Here is a 20,658-nt window from a genome sequence, read left to right as displayed (position 1 = left end):
ACGTCCGGTTCGATGAGCGGGGGCTGGAAACGTGAGCAAGGTAGAAGGAGTGTCACCTGCATTAATCGAAAGAGCAGGAGTAGGAAGCCACTACCTAAACTCGGCGCGCCAGTCTTCGACTCTACCGAACTGCGACTGAGTGCGATAATACGGAAGGAGTAGGTCAAAAGTAAGCTCCAAAAGGCAAATTACATTGCCTGTAGATGTGTGTCTCTTAGCCGAAATTAAAGCTGGTGATGAGGTGTCAATCTTAGTTGATCGACCTGGCATTATTTCTGTTGTGAAAAAAACAGTTGGTTCGTCAAAAGGAATTTTAAAGAATGTGCGGAAAATCAAAAATATGAGCGATGAATACTCACTAGAAAGTGTTATGAAGTCACCGCGTTAGTTATTGAAGTGTTGTGTCTCTCCGCTAGAGAAAAGATATCGATTTTGTGAGTGAAATCTGCATGTCTACTCATAACAATGCATTCTAAATAGTCATTCAGGCTTATTAGATTTTGGGCGTCGTCCTCGGGGCTTCGGTTTTGTTGGCAAACTATTACCGTACTCATTCCACCATGCCGTTAGCGCTTCCATCGTTGGCCCCAGTCCTTTTGCTTTGGCCGTGATTTCATACTCCACGCGTGGAGGCACCTCCGCGAATACGGTACGTGACACTAGGCCATCTGCTTCTAGTTCGCGCAGTTGAGCGGTTAGCATGTGCTGAGTAATACCCGGAATGGCCTTGCGCAGCTCTCCAAAGCGGTAAATGCGCTGATTAAGTAACCACATAATTTCTAGTTTCCACTTCCCTGCTAGTAGGCCGAACGCGCGCCTCATCTCTTCATGCATATTGACTTCATTTTCATTGGTCTGTTTTTTCATACTAAGCACCATTAATTCATCCTACTTGCGTCATTTCATGTTAGCGCACATCCTTCTGTCAAATCGATATCCATCTGCTTCAGGAGCCGTTTATGAATGTTATTTATCTTTACTGGGTCAGCACCACATTACTGGCGTTGCTCTATCTTTTGTCTGCGACAATTTATATTTTCAAAAGAGATTGGGTGCGTCAGACACTCATTGAACTTAACTATCCTGCACCATATCTTGTAACGCTCATGATAGTGGTAAAGGTATTTGGCGCGTTCGCAATTCTGACACGTATTAGCGTTCCTTTGAGTGATTTGGCTTACGCGGGTATTTTTTTCCACCTTTTGTTATCCGGCTCGGCACATTTAGGTGTGCACAAGCCAAAAGACGCAATTCCCGCAGTAATTGGCCTTATTCTGTTGGTGGTGTCATTCACAACTCAAAATGCCGCCCGAGACATTCCTTCACCATATGGTGAAGCCATAGTGATGAATCAAAGTGGCTTATAGCGTTTCGTTTTTCATTGAGTCTGAATGTAAAAATTGATTGTAAAGCTCAAGTTCGATCTGCCTGACTAAGTCAGAATTGACAAATTGTTATATCAGTTACTTTCTAATATAGTTGTAATTATTTTCAGTTTTTTAATCAATTTTTAGAAAATTTATAGGGAAAAAATATTGTGGAATTAAATGAATTTAATCAGCCAGTTGGTAATGATTTAACAGATTGGGTCCCTGCGAAACAACCAGATAAAATCAGTATAGATGGTCAGTTTTGTCATTTGGAGCGCCTAGATGTGGATCATCACGTTAAAGAGCTTTATGAAGCATTTCAGGATAGTCCAGATGCACGTCACTGGACGTACTTACCTTACGGGCCCTTTGATACCTGTGAGGATTATCGTAATTTCTTGTACGGCATGGCTGATCTCCCTGATCCGTATCATTTTGCAATTATAGATAATTCGACAAATAAAGCCGTCGGAACCATAGCTCTAATGCGTATTGATTGCGCCAATGGTGTAATCGAAGTAGGTCATCTGGCTTATTCACCCAGAATGCAAAGAACTAAAATTTCAACTGAAGTCATGGCGTTGATGTTTAACTATGTTTTTGAGGAGCTTGGATACCGTCGATTGGAATGGAAATGTAATTCATTAAATGCGCCTTCGAGAGCAGCTGCTGAGCGTTTTGGATTTACATTTGAAGGAATATTCAGACAAGCTCAAGTATCCCAAGGCCGGAATCGGGATACAGCTTGGTATTCAATGCTTGATAAGGAATATGCGTCATTTCGATCAGCTTATGATACATGGCTTAGTGCTGAAAATTTCGACGAGCTAGGAATTCAAAAACAAAAACTTGCCAACCTTATTTTTAAATTAAAATGAGGTTACTTCAAAATTAAACTGTGATCATTGTTAATAGTGAATCCCAGCTTTATCAGCTGGGATCGGATTATTCCGTTGAAGGGGATCTAGTGAAGGCGTAATGAATATTGATCTTCACGATTATGAAAGCTGTAAAGACAAATATTATTGGCGCTACGGCTAGTGAGTGAATGCCATATTCTTGGATAAGTAGGCCACCAAATATTCCCCCCAAAGAAATTGCGCTGTTCCAGCTCACCACAGTTAACGACATTGCAATGTCTGTCCATTCTCCAGCAGCATCTGCTAGAGCTGTATTTAATAGTGTTGCCGCGCCACCAAAAGTTAAGCCCCATATGCCAATGCAAACAATAAAGATCATTGGATTTGAATAATAAAAGAACAGCAATAGACACGAAATAAAAAATGTAAAAACTGAAAATAATGTCAAGACTCTCAGGTGTCTATCAATTAATTTTCCAGTAAAAAATATTCCTGCTAAAGATGTTATGCCGAACACGAATAGCACGGCGTCTATGTTGTTGTTTAGTCCTGATGGCTCACTAAACGGCGCGATATAAGTGTATAAAATATTGTGCGACACCATCCATGTTAGCACCACAGCTAAAATTGGTTTTACACCTTTGATGCCAAGAACCTTCGTAATCTGAAATTTGATTCGATTTTTCTGACCTGAAACATTCGGAACAATAAAGATAATCCAAATTATCAGTAAGATGGAAATAAGAGACATTATGCCGAATGTTTCTCGCCAGCCCAACACCTGACTGATCCAAGTGCCAATAGGCACGCCAATTGATAACGCTACTGGTGTGCCTGCCATTGCGAAAGCCATAGCGGCCCCTTGCTGATGAGGTTTAACGATAGACCTCGCATAGCCTGCTATAAGACTCCATGCCAGACCAGCGCAGCAACCTGCTAGAAAACGAGATAGATACGTTAGAGGTAAATTGTGCGAAAGCGCTGTTAATGCGTTAAATACGGTAAAACCAGAAACTGTAAAAAGCAGAACTGATCGTCTCGACCAAGAACGAGTTAATACTGTCAGAGGTATTGCAAAAAATAGTGACCCCAACGCATAAGCAGTAACTAATTGACCCGATGATGCTATGGGTATGGACATGTCAGCGCTGATTAAAGGTAGTAGTCCTGCGGGCAATGTCTCTGTCATTACGCAAATGAAACCGGTAATTGAGAGAGCAAGTAGCGCTCCATAAGGCAATTTTTCAATTCTATTTGTCATTCTGAATTCGATAGTCGAGTCTGTATTGATAAGGGCAATATTCGGAATATTGAGCGGATTAAATGTTCTTCGCCAAAATATTTTCATTGCTTCTGATCATTCGACGGTAGACCAAATCAATATTTTTCTTGCCTTATGCAATGTGAACTGTAAAGACATGATATGCCCTCAGCTTATGAGTCATGGACTTTAGTTCCATCGTCTATTTTGTATGGCTGACGGCATCGGATTAGGCAAGAAATCTGAAGGAATGTGTAATTCAAATCATTTTGATGTTTCTTAAAATCGAATTTTTCGCAAAAACTAATTTGTGGTGTAAATGATGAATATTAAGATCAATGGCAAGATGCTAAATACCGACGCAACGCCAGACACCCCACTGTTATGGGTTTTGCGGGACATTCTTCACATGACAGGCACTAAATTTGGTTGTGGATTGGGGCTGTGCGGAGCATGCACAGTTCATCTCGACGGTACGGCTGTTCGGTCGTGCTTGTTACGTGTAGGGGACATTGGTGATAAAGCCATTACCACAATCGAAGGCTTATCGGCAGATGGACAGCATCCTATTCAAGTTGCTTGGCGTGATCTCAATGTTGCTCAGTGTGGCTATTGCCAGTGCGGTCAAATGATGCAAGCTGCTTCATTGCTTAATACGAATTCCAAGCCTACTGATCAGGAGATTGATGCTTCTATGAGTGGGAATATATGCAGGTGTGGAACTTATCCTCGTATTCGGGCTGCAATCAAGCGCGCATCAGAGGATTTGTCATCATGAAAGAGAGCACCAATTCAACTGCATCGATGTCAGCGTTCAATCGCCGTGATTTTTTGAAAGGAATAATTGCAAGCGGTTTGGCTCTGTATATTCCTCTATCGTCTGAAGCAACTGCCGAAGAGCAGCAAAGTGTTAAGTTGTACGGTGGCGATGCAATGCCGGGAGGCGTAAAAGATGATCCACGTATTTTCTTAACCATTTCTGAAAGCGGGGAAATAGTCATTCTTTGTCCACGTGCTGAAATGGGGCAAGGTATTCGCACTAGCTGGGCTATGGTAATAGCTGATGAACTTGGCGCTGACATCAATAGGGTAACTGTTTTGCAAGCCCCAGGTGATGAAACCAAATATGGCAACCAAAATACAGATGGTTCACGCAGTATGCGGCACCACTTTCAGGCGCTTCGCAAGATAGGTGCTTCTGCCCGAACGATGTTGGTAGAAGAAGCGGCTAGCCGCTGGAAAACCGATTCCACGAAAATTCGTGTGGAAAGTCATAAACTGCACCATCAAGATATCGAAAAAAGTTTTGAGTTTGGCGAATTAGCGAAAGCGGCTTCCTTGCGAAAACTTCCCTCACAGTCCTCACTCGTGTTTCGCTCATCCAAGGATTTTAAATACGTTGGGCAAGCTCGCATTGGGCTGGTTGACAACAATGACATTACTACTGGTGTGGCCAAGTATGGAATCGATGCAATAGTTGATGAAATGGTATTTGCAGTAGTGGCTCGTCCACCGGTATTTGGAGGAAGTGTTGAAAGTTACGATGCCTCTGACGCATTGAAAATTGCTGGTGTTCTCAAGGTTGTCCCTATCCCGCCGTCTAGCATTCCATCTGGGTTCCAGCCCTTAGGTGGGGTGGCGGTTGTTGCTGAAACAACCTACGCAGCAATTAAAGGGCGTGAAGCGCTCAAAATAAAATGGAACGATGGTGTAAACGGAAATTACGATTCAATTGAGTACAGAAAAAATCTTGAGCGGTTATCGCTTAAACCCGGCAAAGTTGTAAGAGATGACGGCAATGTTGATGAGGAATTTGAACGTTCTGATCGCAAGTTATCTGCATCTTATTATCTGCCCCATTTAGCTCATGCACCAATGGAACCACCTACGGCAACTGCGCGATTTAAAAAAGGGAAATGTGAGGTGTGGTGTAGTGTGCAAGCCCCCGAGGCTGTAAGAACAGATATATCAAAACGATTTGGACTTTCTTTGGATGATGTAATTGTCCACACCTTATTACTAGGCGGCGGGTTTGGGCGCAAATCAAAGCCTGATTTCGCGAGCGAAGCCGCCATTATTTCCCATGCTTTACAAGGCCGAGCTGTCAAACTTACATTCACCAGAGAGGATGATATTCAGAATGGCTTCTATCATACGGTTTCAGTAGAGCGTCTTGAGGCTACACTGGATGATAAAGGAAAGGTCACAGCTTGGCTGCACAGAACACTGGCACCATCAATAACGTCAATATTCACTAAGGACCCAAAACACGAAGCCGCATTTGAATTGGGGCAAGGCGCAGTTGATATGCCTTTCGCGATTCCAAATGTAAGAGTCGAAAATCCAGAAGCGCAAGCGCATACGAGGATTGGTTGGTTTCGTTCTGTTTCAAATATCCCACATGCATTCGCAATCCAAAGTTTCGTTGCTGAACTTGCTCACGAAGCTGGGAAAGATCCGAAAGATTATCTGCTGGAATTAGTCGGACCAGACAGAATTGCTTTCGCAGATAAATGGAATGAAATGTGGAACTATGGCGAGAATCCCAAGCTATATCCACTCGAAACAAGTCGGCTTAGGGGAGTAGTCGAGCGTGCTGCAAAGGAAGCCAGTTGGGGTAAGCCTCTCCCGCCTCGTCATGGACTTGGAATTGCGGTCCATCGCAGCTTTTTGAGCTATGCTGCAATTGTTGTTCACGTACAGGTTTCTGACAAAGGGGAAGTCAACATTCCGAGAGTTGATGTTGCATTCGATTGCGGGCCGGTGATCAATCCCGATAGGGTTCGCTCCCAGCTGGAAGGTGCTGTTATTCAGGGAATAAGTTTGGCAACGTTAGGCGAAATAACCTTCAAAAATGGACGGGTTGAGCAATCAAATTTTCACAATTATGAATTGACCAGAATGCACGTGTCACCTCGGGAAATTCACACTCATCTGATTGAACAAAGCAGTTATGATAAGCCGCTCGGTGGTGTAGGAGAGCCTGGTTTGCCGCCTGTTGCGCCAGCATTGGTGAATGCAATATTCGCTGCGACGGGTAAAAGAATACGCAGCCTTCCTATCAAAACTGACGATTTAAAAGTAACCTAGTGTAATCAGAAATATGAGACACAAGAGAAATTAGCTCAGCACTAGTCTGGCATGCTCATGAGAATCCCAGTAATTATTCGTTTTGGGTTGAGCTAAATAATTATGTATTTGATAGCGATTTTCGTCGCTATCAAATCAAATATGCCATCTTTAAATACAGCAGGTTAGTTGATGGCAGAGGATTGTTTTCTGATTGTAAGAATGTCTTGCTTTGGCGATGTACCGAAGAGCCTTTTGTATTCTCTACTAAATTGCGATGGACTTTCGTAGCCCACGCTATATGCCGCAGTAGATGCCTCTAAATTTTCATTTAGCATTAAACGTTTAGCCTCACTTAATCTTAACCACTTTAGATATTGGACGGGACTCATAGATGTTAATTGTCTAAAGTGATGATGAAATGTGGGTGAGCTCATTTGAACCTGATTGGCAATATCTTCAACTTTGTGCTGTTTTGATAAATTAAGCTTCAGCCACTCTATCGCCATAGCAATTCGATAACAGTTTCCATCAACGGATGCGACTTGCCGTAGTTTACTTGCCTGCTCACCCAGCAAAAGCCGATAAAATATTTCTCGCTGTATCATTGGTGCCAAAATGTGGATTGAGTCAGGATCTTTTAACAGTTCGACTAGGCGAAAAAAAGGATCTAGGATTGGATTGGTTACTTTACTAATGCCAATACTTTCACTGTCTTTCTTGGTTTTTGATAAGGGATACTTCCCCTGAATGATAAGCTCAGAAATTACACTCATATCCAGATTTAAAACGAGACCAAGGCAAGGTTCTTCAGGGCTTGCTTCGACTATCTCCGAGTTTGCTGGTAGATCTAAAGATGTAATCAGAAAATGTTCGTTGTCATACGGATAGCCCTTTCCGCCTAGCCACATCTTTTTCTCGCCCTGAGCCACAAGTACTACACTCGGCTCTACCTGGCAGGGCGCTGGAGGAGATGGCGATTCTCTTCGATAAAAAATTAGGCCTGGAATTGATGTCTGATAGTCACCAGGCCCGTAAGGTTTAGTAAAGCTGTCTATTGCTGAGCTAATTCCATTCAGCAAATCCGCTTTCAATGAATTTTCGGCTACGTCTCTATCTGAATGCATAATTGAATCTTTTTTAGTTTGGATCGTGTGAAATAAAAAGTTGCTGTGTATTGATCTAATTCCCTAACTCCAAAAGGAACTCCCGGTCAGAGCTCTAAATACATAAGCTGCTAGACCGGGTTAGATAACTATTCAGTTTGTTTTGTTGGGCGGAAAACTATTTCATTGATATCGACATCTTCTGGTTGGGAAACCGCAAATGAAATAGTTCTAGCAAAGCTATCTGCTGGAATAGCAATTTCATCGACAACTTTTTTAACTTGATCGGCAACATCCTGTTGCGTGATGGAGTTAAGCAGCTCAGTCGAAACTGCACCCGGAGAGATAATTGTAGTTCTGATGTTGTATGGCTTCACTTCTTGCCTTAAACCTTCAGACAGAGCTCTTACGGCAGCTTTGGTGCAGCAATAAACTCCAGCACCTGGTGCAACTATATGACCGTAAACAGAAGACACGTTAATTATGTGACCTGATTTCTGACTTTGCATATGAGGTAGAGCAGCGGCAATGCCGTGCAAGACCCCTTTAATATTAATGTCGATCATTCTGCTCCAGTCATCTACTTGAAGGCGCTCGAAAGGTGCGAGAGGCATAATTCCCGCGTTATTCAAGAGTACGTCCACTTTTCCAAATTCACGGACAGCGGTATCAATAAGATTCTTCACATCCGACAACGAAGTGACGTCGGTCGCAACAGCTACTGCTTCACCGCCTAAAACTGTCAACTCTTCGGCCAGTGCTTGAAGCCGGTCAATTCTTCTTGCTCCTAAAACTAACTTTGCTCCTTCGGAAGAAAGTCTCCGCGCGGTAGCCTCTCCCAAGCCTGAGCTGGCTCCGGTAATAACAATGACTTTACCTTCAATATTTTTCATGGATTTGATCCTATATAGATGTATTCGTGGCATAACTGGTTTACCAAACATCACTCATAAGTTATTTACCATCTCCGTAAATACTTGCTGAGGTTGCTAATGCTATTTTCTACTGAGCAGTCGTGGATGCGTTATATCAATCCATATGTTTTCTTGCCTAATCCGATGGAGATTTGAATTTAATGATAGCCGGGAATTTAAAAGGTATTGAAATTTGGCTGGCCGATTTAATTTTCCGGTTTTATGGGTAAAGGTAGTCGGCTTCAAGAATGCAAAAATTATTTAGGTTGCTAACAGCGAAGCGGGTCTTGGATGGGCATAAAAATTTCTCGCTGTTAAATTTCAAATAAAAATATGGAATATTTTGGCACCTAAATTGCTGTATTGAACTTGCAGGTTATTAACTATGTGCTGTTACGTAGTCGATATATGCTCAACCAAAATAGATAGCTAGGGTTCCGATTTTGTGTTTTTACAAAATGTCTGGACCGAGAGCCATCGACCTTAAAGCATTTATGCACTACTCATCGTAGGGGTTACACGGCGGGATAAAAGCCCGGGAGAGAGACCAGCATGTCAATGACTTGCATGGTTGATTTCCTGCGCCTTTTCAACCCTGTAATTTTATTCTCTTGGAGAAGTAGATGAGTAAGATATTGCAATCAATTGCCTTGCTAGGCATATCGTCATCCTTGTTGCTGGCAGGATGTAATGACTCTAGTGATTCCTCACCATCGTCATCATCATCGTCGTCCTTAAGCAGTAGCTCACAAGCTGTCAGCAGCTTGAGTTCATCAAGCAGTTCCCAGTCTTCCGCGCCGGCCACAGAGCTAACGACGCTGGAAAAAGTCACTGCAAAATCAACAAATTACATGTGGAATCGTGTTCGACCATTGGATTTAAATCCTGCAAATGATTCTTCAGTTCCTTTAGAGCGCGCATGTATTCCAACCGAAACATTAATCTACAACGGTAGTCCGTTGATCGCGCAAGAAGATTCCCGTTACTCAATTCAACCGGGCGATTTTGTTATCTGTTTGGATAACGGTGATGACAAACAAATCACTGTTGCAGATTCGCGTGGCTGGACATACTCCGTGTCTCAAAGCAGCGTAAATAACACCAAAAATTTTCCTTCCAGTTGGCTGGCTTTTGACCGTGAATTTTTGGTGTGGGCTTATGAGAGAGACACCATTATTTTTCGCGATGCAATTGATAAAACATTTGAAGGAAACTTCTTTTATTTGTTGTTGGATCGCGATGATTCAGGAAAAATTAGCGAGGCACTTTTGATTGATACTGGTGCAGGCTACTCCAATCTTGCACCATATATTTACCCTGTTATTGGCGATAAACCATTAACGGTAATCAATACACACAGCCATTGGGATCACTTTGGTGGAAATACCTATCTTGATTTTTTACCTAACGTGAAATTTTATGGTTACCAACCAGGTGATGATTACGTTCCTTATCCAGTTTATCCGCAATACAGCCTTGCGGGCTTGTTTGATCAAGCGCTTGATATAGATGTTGATCAGGGTATAAAGACACTGAGCATAGGTAAGCGAGAAATCAAATTAATGTTGGACCCAGGCCACACTGCCGATACCGTAATCTTGTATGACACTAAAGAAAAATTGTTATTTACAAGCGACACTGTGTGTCACTGTGGTGCCTTTATTGAATACTGGCCGCAATATCGTAAAACCCTTGAAAAGCTCATTGATTTTACCAAAACCAATGAAGTGACTTGGGCTCTTGGCGCACACCTAGAGTTTTCTAAAAAGCGCACATGGAACGATTTGCATGAGTATTTCTTATTCGGTAGCAATACCCATGTTGAAGAAGAAACCCTGCAAGTAGCGCCAAGTGAAATTCAAGAAAATTACGAGCAGCTTTTAAGGTATGAAGTAAAACAAGGGGATACAGTTAACCCAGCGTATGATGCTCATGAGATCGATAAGATTTACCACGAACGACCATACACAGTAATTCCATATCCAAATATCGCCAAATACTATGGTCCAAGTGACAGCAATATGTCTGGGCAGATTCAAAAACGTCAAGCCGAGTTTTTAGATAGCTTGAAGTGATTTGGATAGTTTTTGAAATAGCTATATGTTTCATGGTTTACTCACTGCGATGGTCCGCATTTTATTGTTGTGAGCGTCGCTTGTTGATAAGCCCCACTTGAATGTGGGGCTTTTTTATTGTCTGGAAGACAACAGCATACCTACAAGGAGCAGTGGGAACTTGCTTTAAAAAACCCTGGTTAGCAAAAAATATGATTTCCTCGAATTAAATAAAAAGGTCGATACCAAATTGGAATCGACCTTTTTATTTTTAAACTCTAACCATTTTTAAATGAATGATTATTTTGTTTGTGGATGAGGGCGTTGATAGCTAAATGAGTTTTTACTCATAGCTGAAAAAACAGGTTTTCCTTTTTTCAAAACAGACAAAATGGGGCTCTTACCTGATTGAACATCGAAAGAGACAACAGTTGCTTGATTGCCATCAACAAGCCAAGGAATTTCTGTTTTTACAACTTTTCCGTTCGTTAACTGACTAAAGCTATTTGCTACACCACCCGCTGACAGGGGTTGATCAGTTTTTGCTTTCAATTTTAATGTGAAGCCTTCCTTTGAACTGTCTCCTACTGTAATCGACGATTCATCTCCCTCTCTTTTGATCGTCAGATTTTTCTCTACAGAATAGGGGTAGTTATAGAAATTGATAAAATGATTGAGCGCAATATCGTTATCCATTTTTCCCCATAGGGCCCAATTACCGGAAGCTTTATCATCACCGTTTATTCCCGTTACCTCGACAAAAAAGAAAACTAAAGAATAATTGGGAGTGCCGAATGCCTGATCCGTGGTGTACATTTCAATTCCGCCAGAGACAACCCCTTTTTCATCTGCCTTGGCTTTCACGTTTTTAGGCAGTAAGGGTTGAATATCTTCTGTTTTAAAATGAAATAGCACCATGGCCGAGTTTGATGTTCGTGCTATGTAGGGTGGACTAGTTAATTCATCCTTTTGACTTTTATCTTGGGCAAATAAAGGTGACGCCGCTGCACCTAGTAAAATGGATAGCGCTAAAAAAGATGAAAGCTGTTTGATAAGAGGTGTCATTCTTCCTTTTGTGAGTTTACGCATAAAATCCTCTGCAAAAATATAAGTGCGAAAGTGAGTGCCAAATTGGCTTTTTAAAAATTCAGTTTTAACGAAAAAATGATTTTTTGGTGCGACCTAATATTTTTGGATTGGATTAGTTGCTTTGTCAAAAAAGATTACATTCCTTAAATTAAATTTAGGCTGATTAAAAAAGCAATGGAAATTGACCGCTTAAGATTATTAATCAGCCTTGCGCCTTATCGCTATTCGCCATACTGCTCATCGGTAACCGGCTCAAGCCACTTAACGTTTTCACCATTTAGCGATTCCTGCACGGCAATGTGGCTCATGCCCTCGCTACTGGTGGCTCCATGCCAGTGTTTGTGACCGGGCGGACACCAAATGCTGTCGCCAGCTTTTATTTCTACGCGTGCCTCACCTTCGCATTGAGTCCAGCCGCTACCTGACGTGACAATTAACAATTGCCCCAGTGGATGGGTATGCCAATTAGTACGTGCACCTGGTTCGAAAGACACTAATGCAGAAGTAATTCTTGAGGGCTTTTGTGCTTGCAAGTGAATAGGATCAATCATCACATTGCCAGTAAACCATTCGGCTGGGCCTTTGAATGGTGTCGCTGAGCCTTTTTTATTCAAAATCATAGAACTCTCCTTCGCTTTTTGATGGCTGGTGTTTATTGAAGTTGATGTACTTTGCTGATCTGCGAATGTGTTCGTGCCAAGGGTAATGCCAAGTAAAACCCCTAAAATCACATAGAAAAATTTCATTTCATTGGTCTCCTTGTCGGTGCGTTAACCTGTGGTTTTTTCGCCAGTCTCAACATTTAGATGAGTTTGAAAAAAGTCGGTCAATCGATTGAAAGGAATCACATCCAATTGATCATAGAGGTCAGTGTGGTTTGCGCCTTTAATGATCAACAATTCTTTTGGTTCAGCAGCAGCTTTGTAAGCGGTTTCACTGAAATAACGCGAGTGAGCTATTTCACCGTGGATTAGCAATAGAGGGCGCGGAGAGATCTCTTCAATATAGGACAACAATGGCATATTCATGAACGAAAGAGGATTGGTGATCGTCCACGCGCTGTTGGAGTTGATCGCACGAGGATGGAAGCCACGCTCTTTGGATTTATAGTAGCCCGCATATTCCAGTACAAATTGTGGTTCTCCGCCTTTAAGTTCCAAGGACACTGGCCCGAGTGCCGGTTTACCTGCTTCAGAATCTTTCCAACGCTGCTGCCCGAGCTCTACAAGTGCTTCGCTGCGCTGGGCTTTGGTGGTGCTATCGTTGTAGCCTTTGGACATTACGCGCGACATGTCGTACATGGTGCTAGCCACTACAGCCTTGATGCGTTTATCAATTGCAGCTGCGTTTAGTGCCATGCCACCCCATCCGCATATTCCGATAATCCCGATACGCTCTCGGTCAACATTGGGCAGCAGGCCAAGAAAATCTACCGCCGCACTGAAGTCTTCTGTATTGATATCAGGCGACGCAACGTGGCGCGGTTCGCCGCCGCTCTCGCCAGTGTAGGAAGGGTCAAACGCTAGCGTGATGAACCCGCGCTCCGCCATCGTCTGCGCATACAAACCAGATGACTGCTCTTTGATCGCACCAAAAGGACCGCTGACAGCTAGCGCTGCTAGCTTGTCACTGGCGGCACCTTTAGGTGAGTACAGATCAGCTGCGAGGGTAATGCCGTAGCGGTTTATGAATGTCACTTTCTTATGGTCAACTTTTTTGCTCTTTGGGAAGGTTTTGTCCCAGTCTTCGCTTAATTTCAGGTTGGACTCCATTGGTGTTGATGCTGATGCTGGCGCAGCTATGGCTGAGGCCACATATGCTGCGGCAATGCCGGTGCCAGTCAGTTTAAGTAACTGTCGGCGTCCTGCATCGTGCGTATCGTTTGCAGTTTGATCTAATTGGTAATTGTTCATGTTGATTCTCCTGTACTTATTCGTTTGAAATCAGTTCAAGGGTGGCTTGACTGCTATCGAGCTGTTGCAGATGTTCAAGACCGCTGGTGATTCGCCCTAGACGAATCAAGTCTTTTGAATAACTGAAATCTCTATAAAAAAGCGCAAGGTTGCCCCATGGCGAGTAATAGGCAATGTCGCCCGTTACTGGGGTAACACCCTCTGGTGCATCTTGAGTGCTGAGTTTGGCGTGGGGATAAGCGATTTTTTCTGTCGCACCATAGTCTTCAAAATCAAGTGTCATCGGTAATTGCTTGATGAAATCCTGTGTGCTGGGAGTGTTATCAAGCTCGGCTGTTATGACCTGCTCGCCAAAGCGAATCTGGATGCGATACATACCTGTGCTCTCCAATTTTGGTGGATTGATTTCTGCGTAGGAATTAAGTGAGGTTAAAGTAGTGATGAGCACTGCTCTTACAATGTCTTTTGCATACCTAGCGATAGATGCGCAACTGAAAGCCATCATTTTTGTTCAGACCTAGAGGCGATGGCGATCAATGAAGTTGCTATCAATAACAGGGTGGAACTTAAAAAAAATGTACTTTGGTAGCCTTGCCAGTCGAACAACAAGCCCCCCAAAGTTGAGCCAGACGCGATAGATAATTGGATGACAGCTACCATCAGGCCACCACCAGCTTCAGCGTTATCTGGAAGTGTGCGAGCCAGCCACGCCCACCAGCCCACAGGAGCGGCTGTGCTGACCAATCCCCAGCAGCCTAGTAGCCCAATCACTGCTGCTGGCCATGTGCCATAAGCAATAAGTGTTAGGGCTATTGCTGCCATCACAAGGGGGATAATGTATAGCGTCAGATATAGATTGCGTTTGATGGCCTTGCCGATCATTAGCGTTCCAATAAAACCCGCTCCACCAATCACAAGTAGAACTGTTGTTATCTGCGCTACATTCATACCTGTAACGCTTTCTAGATAAGGGCGCAGATAGGTAAAAAGCGCAAACTGCCCCATAAAAAACACACTGACTCCCAACATGCCGAGAGCAACGACTCGCTGCCTCAGCAGATTAAACAGGTTGCGGGAAGTTTGATCAGGGCTTGATGCTGGCATAGATGGCAAGCTGAACCACTGCCATGCAAAGGCGACTAGTGCGACGGGTACCAAGCAGAAAAACGCGCCACGCCAACCGACTACTGCACCTAACCAAGCGCCCAAAGGCGCAGCGATCACAGTTGCTAGTGCGTTTCCGCTGTTGAAGATCGTCAATGCGCGCGGCACATCGTCACTGGGAACCAGGCGCATTGCTGTCGCTGCCGACATCGACCAAAAACCGCCTACTACGACGCCGATTAAGGCGCGTCCGAACATATAGATCGAGTAGTCAGGTGCCATTGCAATTACTGCGCCTGACACACCCATAAGGGCTGTCATGCCAAGCAATAGCTGTTTGCGATCCAAATTGCCTGCTAGCCGGGTGATCAATAAGCTGGTAATAACCGCAAAGGCACCGGAAATAGCGATACCTTGGCCAATAAAACCTTCACTTACATGCAAATCAGCCGCGAGCGGCGTTAGCAAACTGACTGGCATAAATTCCGACGCAATCAATGCAAACACACACAGGCTCATAGCGAACACGCCGCCCCAATGCGTGGGCGAGGTCGTAACTGGAGTGTTATCGATTGCGGTATCTAGCGAGCTCATAGGGCCTAAAAGTGTTCAGCAGGAAATAGGTCACTATATTGGCTCAGTCTTGATAATTTGATTAGCCGGTATAATCTTTATGCAGTTATGAAAATTACTCACAAATGTGAGAGGGGTAGCGAGTGGAAGGAAAGGTTGATGACTTACAAGCGTTCTTGGCAGTTGCGCAGGAGCAAAGTTTTACCAAGGCGGCAGCTAAGTTGCGGGTTACGCCCTCTGCGCTGAGCCACACGATTCGCGGCTTGGAGGAACGCCTGGGGATTCGCTTGTTGGCACGTACCACACGTAATGTGTCACCTACCGAGGCAGGCGAACGACTAATGCAGTCAATTGCGCCGCTGTTTGAGCAAATTCAGGAGGAGGTAGAAGCGCTTGGGGAATTGCGCGATAAACCGAAAGGTACCATCCGAATTACTTGTACTGACGATCAAATCGAACTCTGCCTACGCCCCAAGCTCACCGCGTTTTTGCAGGAGTTTCCCGATATCACCCTCGAACTTTATGTCGATTATGGATTTACCAATGTAGTGGAAGCGCGATTTGATGCGGGCATACGATTGGGCGAGGCCATCAGTAAGGATATGATCGCCGTGCGCATCGGTCCGGACTGGCGTTTGGTTGTAGTAGCCTCTCCGGCCTATCTCGCGCAACATTCGCAGCCGGAATCGCCCCATCAGTTGGCTGAGCATCACTGCATCAATATTCGTCATCGTCCCGACGGTTCGATTTATGCGTGGGAATTTAAAAAAGATAATCGGGTATTTACAGTTAAGGTGGATGGTCAACTGGTGTTTAACAGCATCATGCATGTACTTAATGCTGCGTTAGACGGAGTGGGGTTGGCCTATGTACCGGAAGAGCTTGCAGAACCCTACTTAGCTGACGGTAGATTGGTTTCCCTATTAACTGATTGGAGCCCTTACTTTCAGGGATACCATCTTTACTACCCTAATCGCCGTCAAACCTCACCAGCGTTTACCGCTTTCGTTGATGCATTTAAATATTAATTCAACCGCAAGAATTTGGTAGCGCCTCAACTGTTCACCAATTTATTTATGCGGCGGGTTGTGGTGGCGTAGAAACTACTCGGACTGAATAAACGTCGTGGAAGTGCCCATAGCGGACGTAGCATTTATTGTAAATGTGGCAGAATAAAGAATCGATGGGTTCATAACTGACATGAGCAGCGTAAATAACGAAATAAAGAGCTGGGCTCGCCAAAAAAAATTCAACTACCCTGACTCCATTGATCGTCATTGAAACCTAGGAGAGATATTTGGTGTCCATACAAGCTGTCAGAGCACAAATCCGTTTTGCATTGGAGCAACTAAAACCACAAAACAAACATCACGGTTTCGAAGATATTACACGAGAGTTTGCGAGACAGCGGATTTGCAGAAATCTATTACCTGCAACAGGGCCTGTAGGGGCGGGCGGCGACCAAGGTAGAGATTTTGAAACATTCAAAACCTATCTCGATTCGCCTCTTGAAAATACTACTCTGTTCGAGGGTCACTCTAAACAGGGAAATATATTTTTTGCTTGTTCACTTCAGGAAAATATTGTTGCCAAAGTACGCGCCGATATTAAGTCCATTTTTTCCCAAACAGATGAAAGAAGGCCTGTTTTCTTTTTTTGTGTTGAAGATGTCCCGGTTGCAAAGCGGAACCAACTAATAAAATGGTGTGATAATAACTATGGAGTTGAACTGCAAATATTTGATGGTCAGGCGCTTTCAGAGAATTTGAGTGATCCCGATATTTTTTGGATTGCAGAAGAGTTTTTGCATATTCCTGCTGATATATACCCTGCTCCCAGAATAGATGATGAATTTTATACTGAATATAAAGATCGCTGGATAAAGAATGGCGAGCAGCCAATTAATATTTCTGATTTCTGCCAAATAAAATATGGTCTGCGTGAAGCCTCTTATAATGAAAAATTAAAAGTCGACATTCCTGGTTGGATATCAGCAATTAGTAAGATGCTTGAAGCTGCTGGTGATCCCATAAAACGTAAAATACAGTATGAAATTTGCGTGGCTGGTTTGCGAGGACAAAAAAACCTAACTCAATATAAGAGTATTGTTGAAGAGTACTTTTCGAATTTGGATGAGATTGGTGACCCGCTACAATTGCCGGATATGTGCGTGCTTCTAAGCTTTTGTTCTACCGGAAAAATTCTCGGTGAGTTTGAAGTCGAGGCCGAGTACTTACATGATCTTTCCAAGCGTCTGATGTCCCGTATTGAGCACTTTTTGGGTGGCGACCTTGGTGACAATACGCGCTGTATATTAATTGAAGCTAAGGCGAGGGCCTACTTATTACAGTTTTATAAGGGAGTTGATCCAGATTTTGATTTAGATACAGCTTTTAAATGGTGGAGAAAGCTGGCTGATAGTATTGATAAGGCGCCATTATTTCCTTTAGAACAGTTTTCTGATGTTATGGTTTCATTAACCAATATGATTGGTGATGATGAGCGGTTTCTAGAAATTACCGATAAATTAGATGATTTGCTGGCTGCTCGCATGGGTGGGCACGCTGCGGCTTATAAATGTCGAGATCGGGCGATGGCTTTTTATGATCATGGGAAAATTGTTCAGGCTATCGAACACCTTCATCGTGCAAAAATTAACTGGTTTTCAGCTGAAGCACTTGGTGGAACCATAGTGGCATCGCGCTTCATTGCTCAGTGCTACGATGAGTTGGGTATGAAATATGCTGCAAAATATTACTTGCTTTCGTCATTCATTTTGGCATTCCGATCAGATAATGAGAATTTACACCCATTAATTAGCAAGTGTATTTTCCAAGCATCCGAGGTTACTTATGGAGCTGGTGATTGGTTTTCATATTTTTCGATGATGCGCTTAGGGCTATTTACGCACCATCGCTTTGATAACAACCCCTTGGACCTTACAGAACATCATAGCTTGCAAAGGGCCATTTTTTACTCTGTGGTTATCCGGTCATTATCCAAGCGTTTTTGGCCTGACGCCTATGAATACGTAGAGCAGTGCCTAGACGAGTTTTTATTAGATGAACAAATGCGAACAGAACTCAAACAGATAACTGATGATTTGCCTAAAGATAATTTTTGGCACTCGGCAGACTATGAAGATATTTGGCAAAAGTTTGAAGAAAACCTCACGGGAATTCCTTTTTCAGATATAGGTGATACACGAATTATATCTTGGAAAGCGCTGGGTATTGAATGGGAAGTGCATTTCGATAACTCCTATGAAATTACCAGGGTAGCAGAGGAGTTTGTAGCCGTTCTACAAATAGCGCTAGTCGATCTTGCGCAAGATGACTTCCAGCTGTTGCCAGTGAAGATGGAAATTAACACGATTTTATCTAAGGATGGTAAGTTCGATATAAAAGAGCGGCCAGATAACAATAAGTTGAAGTGGGATATTTTTATTCCTCCATTTAAGCCCCAAAAGCAATCCGCTATGGATAAAAGAACCAATGAGGTTTTTGCTTATACGGTTTCTGCTTTGGCGTGTTGCTCAATGCTTAGCCAAAATGAATTTCAGTCTAAGCTGGGAAAAGCTATGAACAAAGGTCTATCAAGTAAAACCTTTTTTGGTAGGCCATATCCAGAGTTATACAAAGAAATAATCACGGAAGATTTATTTAATGAAGAACTTAGAAAGAAGCTGAACGCAAAGGAGGTAAACAAAGAATTTTGCTATTCAGAGCATGCGCAGTTAGCGTGGATAAACGGTCCTGGGTCTAATTTCTCTGAAGATGAGGGACGGGAGCACGCCAAAAATCGGTATGAGCGTCTAGCTGGTATGATGGATATCATATGGCCAAAAATCATGATGAGTGAGCATCACAGATCATTTGTGGAGAAGCTGCATAAAGACGGTTATCTTGATTGGCATATTTCAGTCATCGTCTGTAATGCAGTATGTAATCATATCGTGCATGAGGAGCTGGGTTTGAGCCCGGTCAATAAAGCCACTGCTGATGCAACGCAAAAAGCTATGTATTCTATCTTTGATGGTGAGATGAATGATCTGTTGCAGAATCTCGATATCGGTCGGGTGCCAATTTCTGATCTGGTGATGCAGGAAGGAATAAGTTTTATGAGCATAATGAAAACTTGGCATCTGGAACCTGCGTCTCCAACGCAGACCCCAAACTTTGAGGGGATAAAGCAGTTTTTAGTTGCTCGCTATAAAATTTTTGAGCTTGATGCTCCGCACAAGCCTCTATTTGACTCCTGGTTTATTTTTTAACTGCATTGGTATGTGCGTGCTTTTAGAGATGAGTATGTGTCACCGTTCATATGGATAAGAGAATGTATTGGCTTATTTTTCCAGCCGCGACAGCGGTCATCAGGCACTATGTTTCAAGCAAAATATCAGATGCAATATTTGATGGGGTCCGAGAGGGAATAGAAACAGCTAAAACAGAAGCGCTCAACACTATATATAAGGGCTTGTATGGCGCCTTCTTGAACATATCTATAAATATTGCCTTATTGCTGATGGCGGTCTATTTACTTCCATTATTCTTAGAGCGAGAAATGTCCATATTTTTTATTGCTAACGTATATTTAGCATCCATTATGCATGGAGCATATAACACGTTATCAAAAATTCCAGTTGTATATGCAATAGCTTTTCAATACAAGCTAAATTTTAAATCCTACATCAGAGATGAAATATATTTTAAGGCATACAAGGAAACGCATCGCAGAGCAAGCAACGAAATCGAAGATACATTTTTTGTATTTAAGCCCTTTGTCTATGTTTTTGGTGATACTCCTAGTGAAATTGCGCATAGAGTGGCCAAAGGAACATCGGTTAGTGCGTCGGAAATTATTTTTCATGAAATAGTAAAAAAAATATTAATTATAGCTATATTTATTTTTTCTTATTTTGTCATGTTTCGTTATGTGGTTGCCCCATTTTTGCTCCATGAAGTTACTGGGATTGATGTTTTTGATGCTTTGGTATGCCCATTCGTTTTTTCTATAAAATACTTCGCAAGCATGTAGTGCTAACAAGTGACTGTGGTGAAAGCGAAGATTATTCCTCTGATGGCGCTTCGAGCCATCAAGGTCCGCAATTGGCCGGGACAGTGTGAAAACTAAAAACCTTTCGAGCGACTAGGTTTCATGGGCAATAAATTGTTCTGCTTTCTCTCTCCGATTCAAATGCTTTCTGATTTGTAACAGTTGAAATCGATTGAGTTCACGTAGCAACGCGTTTTTAGTTCATTGTAAAAACCTAAAATTTAGTTTTTACACAGTCTCGGCCGAAGGTGGACGGGAAATAATTTCGTAATTGAGGAGGTTAAGCGAAA

General features: G+C 42.9%; 17 protein-coding genes, 1 pseudogene and 1 riboswitch. Of the genes and pseudogenes, 9 read left to right on the top strand and 9 right to left on the bottom strand.

Features of this window, described 5'->3' with window-relative positions; translation table 11 throughout:
• Window positions 1-175: 175 nt before the first annotated feature.
• Window positions 176-388, top strand: a pseudogene (locus SPL68_RS18450) (AbrB/MazE/SpoVT family DNA-binding domain-containing protein); the annotation flags it as partial.
• Between the two features lie 92 nt (window positions 389-480).
• Here the strand turns inward: SPL68_RS18450 and SPL68_RS17630 are convergent.
• Window positions 481-867, bottom strand: coding sequence for a winged helix-turn-helix transcriptional regulator (locus SPL68_RS17630; RefSeq protein WP_323816490.1), 387 nt, complete (start codon window positions 865-867; stop codon window positions 481-483).
• Window positions 868-959: 92 nt separating this feature from the next.
• Here SPL68_RS17630 and SPL68_RS17625 point away from each other — a divergent pair, with 92 nt between their 5' ends.
• Both SPL68_RS17625 and SPL68_RS17620 read left to right on the top strand, forming a co-directional pair.
• The gene (locus SPL68_RS17625; RefSeq protein ID WP_323816489.1) at window positions 960-1,367 is read left to right on the top strand and encodes a DoxX family protein; all 408 of its coding nucleotides are present in this window, start codon (window positions 960-962) and stop codon (window positions 1,365-1,367) included.
• 170 nt (window positions 1,368-1,537) lie between these two features.
• Window positions 1,538-2,248, top strand: coding sequence for a GNAT family N-acetyltransferase (locus SPL68_RS17620; protein WP_323816488.1), 711 nt, complete (start codon window positions 1,538-1,540; stop codon window positions 2,246-2,248).
• A 67-nt stretch (window positions 2,249-2,315) separates the two neighbouring features.
• Here the strand turns inward: SPL68_RS17620 and SPL68_RS17615 are convergent, their stop codons facing one another.
• Window positions 2,316-3,578 carry an MFS transporter gene (locus SPL68_RS17615; protein WP_323816487.1) on the bottom strand — a complete coding sequence of 421 codons (1,263 nt, stop codon included), beginning with the start codon at window positions 3,576-3,578 and terminating at the stop codon, window positions 2,316-2,318.
• Window positions 3,579-3,810: 232 nt separating this feature from the next.
• Between SPL68_RS17615 and SPL68_RS17610 the strand changes: the two genes are divergently transcribed.
• Together SPL68_RS17610 and SPL68_RS17605 are read left to right on the top strand one after the other, a co-directional pair.
• On the top strand, window positions 3,811-4,269 hold the full coding sequence (locus SPL68_RS17610; protein WP_323816486.1) for a (2Fe-2S)-binding protein: 459 nt from the start codon (window positions 3,811-3,813) through the stop codon (window positions 4,267-4,269).
• Window positions 4,266-6,581: a xanthine dehydrogenase family protein molybdopterin-binding subunit gene (locus SPL68_RS17605; protein WP_323816485.1), complete on the top strand. Its 2,316-nt coding sequence runs from the start codon at window positions 4,266-4,268 to the stop codon at window positions 6,579-6,581. The genes SPL68_RS17610 and SPL68_RS17605 overlap by 4 nt, the downstream gene beginning before the upstream one ends.
• A gap of 164 nt (window positions 6,582-6,745) precedes the next feature.
• Here SPL68_RS17605 and SPL68_RS17600 read toward each other — a convergent pair whose 3' ends face one another.
• Together SPL68_RS17600 and SPL68_RS17595 are read right to left on the bottom strand one after the other, a co-directional pair.
• Window positions 6,746-7,687, bottom strand: a complete 942-nt coding sequence (locus tag SPL68_RS17600; protein ID WP_323816484.1) for an AraC family transcriptional regulator — start codon at window positions 7,685-7,687, stop codon at window positions 6,746-6,748.
• A gap of 128 nt (window positions 7,688-7,815) precedes the next feature.
• Entirely contained in the window at window positions 7,816-8,559 is a 744-nt protein-coding gene (locus SPL68_RS17595; protein WP_323816483.1) for an SDR family oxidoreductase, read from the bottom strand.
• 439 nt (window positions 8,560-8,998) lie between these two features.
• A riboswitch (guanidine-I (ykkC/yxkD leader) is annotated at window positions 8,999-9,124 on the top strand.
• Between the two features lie 79 nt (window positions 9,125-9,203).
• Between SPL68_RS17595 and SPL68_RS17590 the strand changes: the two genes are divergently transcribed.
• The gene (locus tag SPL68_RS17590) at window positions 9,204-10,655 is read left to right on the top strand and encodes an MBL fold metallo-hydrolase (protein WP_323816482.1); all 1,452 of its coding nucleotides are present in this window, start codon (window positions 9,204-9,206) and stop codon (window positions 10,653-10,655) included.
• Window positions 10,656-10,934: 279 nt separating this feature from the next.
• Here SPL68_RS17590 and SPL68_RS17585 read toward each other — a convergent pair whose 3' ends face one another.
• The 5 genes from SPL68_RS17585 to SPL68_RS17565 all read right to left on the bottom strand — a co-directional run bounded on the left by SPL68_RS17585 (window position 10,935) and on the right by SPL68_RS17565 (window position 15,334).
• Entirely contained in the window at window positions 10,935-11,723 is a 789-nt protein-coding gene (locus SPL68_RS17585; RefSeq protein ID WP_323816481.1) for a hypothetical protein, read from the bottom strand.
• Between the two features lie 221 nt (window positions 11,724-11,944).
• On the bottom strand, window positions 11,945-12,343 hold the full coding sequence (locus tag SPL68_RS17580; RefSeq protein WP_323816480.1) for a (R)-mandelonitrile lyase: 399 nt from the start codon (window positions 12,341-12,343) through the stop codon (window positions 11,945-11,947).
• Window positions 12,344-12,493: 150 nt separating this feature from the next.
• The gene (locus SPL68_RS17575; RefSeq protein WP_323816479.1) at window positions 12,494-13,636 is read right to left on the bottom strand and encodes an alpha/beta hydrolase; all 1,143 of its coding nucleotides are present in this window, start codon (window positions 13,634-13,636) and stop codon (window positions 12,494-12,496) included.
• Window positions 13,637-13,652: 16 nt separating this feature from the next.
• A complete protein-coding gene (locus tag SPL68_RS17570) occupies window positions 13,653-14,141 on the bottom strand; it encodes a cyclophilin-like fold protein (protein WP_323816478.1) in 489 nt (162 codons plus the stop codon).
• Entirely contained in the window at window positions 14,138-15,334 is a 1,197-nt protein-coding gene (locus SPL68_RS17565) for an MFS transporter (protein WP_323816477.1), read from the bottom strand. The genes SPL68_RS17570 and SPL68_RS17565 overlap by 4 nt, the downstream gene beginning before the upstream one ends.
• A 122-nt stretch (window positions 15,335-15,456) precedes the next feature.
• On the opposite strand from SPL68_RS17565, the gene SPL68_RS17560 reads away from it, so the two are divergent.
• The 3 genes from SPL68_RS17560 (at window position 15,457) to SPL68_RS17550 (ending at window position 20,350) form a co-directional block, all read left to right on the top strand.
• Window positions 15,457-16,341, top strand: coding sequence for a LysR family transcriptional regulator (locus tag SPL68_RS17560; RefSeq protein ID WP_323816476.1), 885 nt, complete (start codon window positions 15,457-15,459; stop codon window positions 16,339-16,341).
• A gap of 269 nt (window positions 16,342-16,610) precedes the next feature.
• On the top strand, window positions 16,611-19,586 hold the full coding sequence (locus SPL68_RS17555; RefSeq protein WP_323816475.1) for a hypothetical protein: 2,976 nt from the start codon (window positions 16,611-16,613) through the stop codon (window positions 19,584-19,586).
• Window positions 19,587-19,648: 62 nt separating this feature from the next.
• Window positions 19,649-20,350 (top strand): hypothetical protein, encoded by a 702-nt coding sequence (locus tag SPL68_RS17550; RefSeq protein WP_323816474.1) that lies wholly within the window; start codon window positions 19,649-19,651, stop codon window positions 20,348-20,350.
• Window positions 20,351-20,658: the final 308 nt, after the last annotated feature.

The organism is Cellvibrio chitinivorans (assembly GCF_035117775.1).
In the GTDB taxonomy this organism is placed as follows: domain Bacteria; phylum Pseudomonadota; class Gammaproteobacteria; order Pseudomonadales; family Cellvibrionaceae; genus Cellvibrio; species Cellvibrio chitinivorans.
The sequence above is the reverse complement of the archived record's forward strand: the minus strand, read 5'-3'. Positions and strand labels throughout refer to the sequence as shown.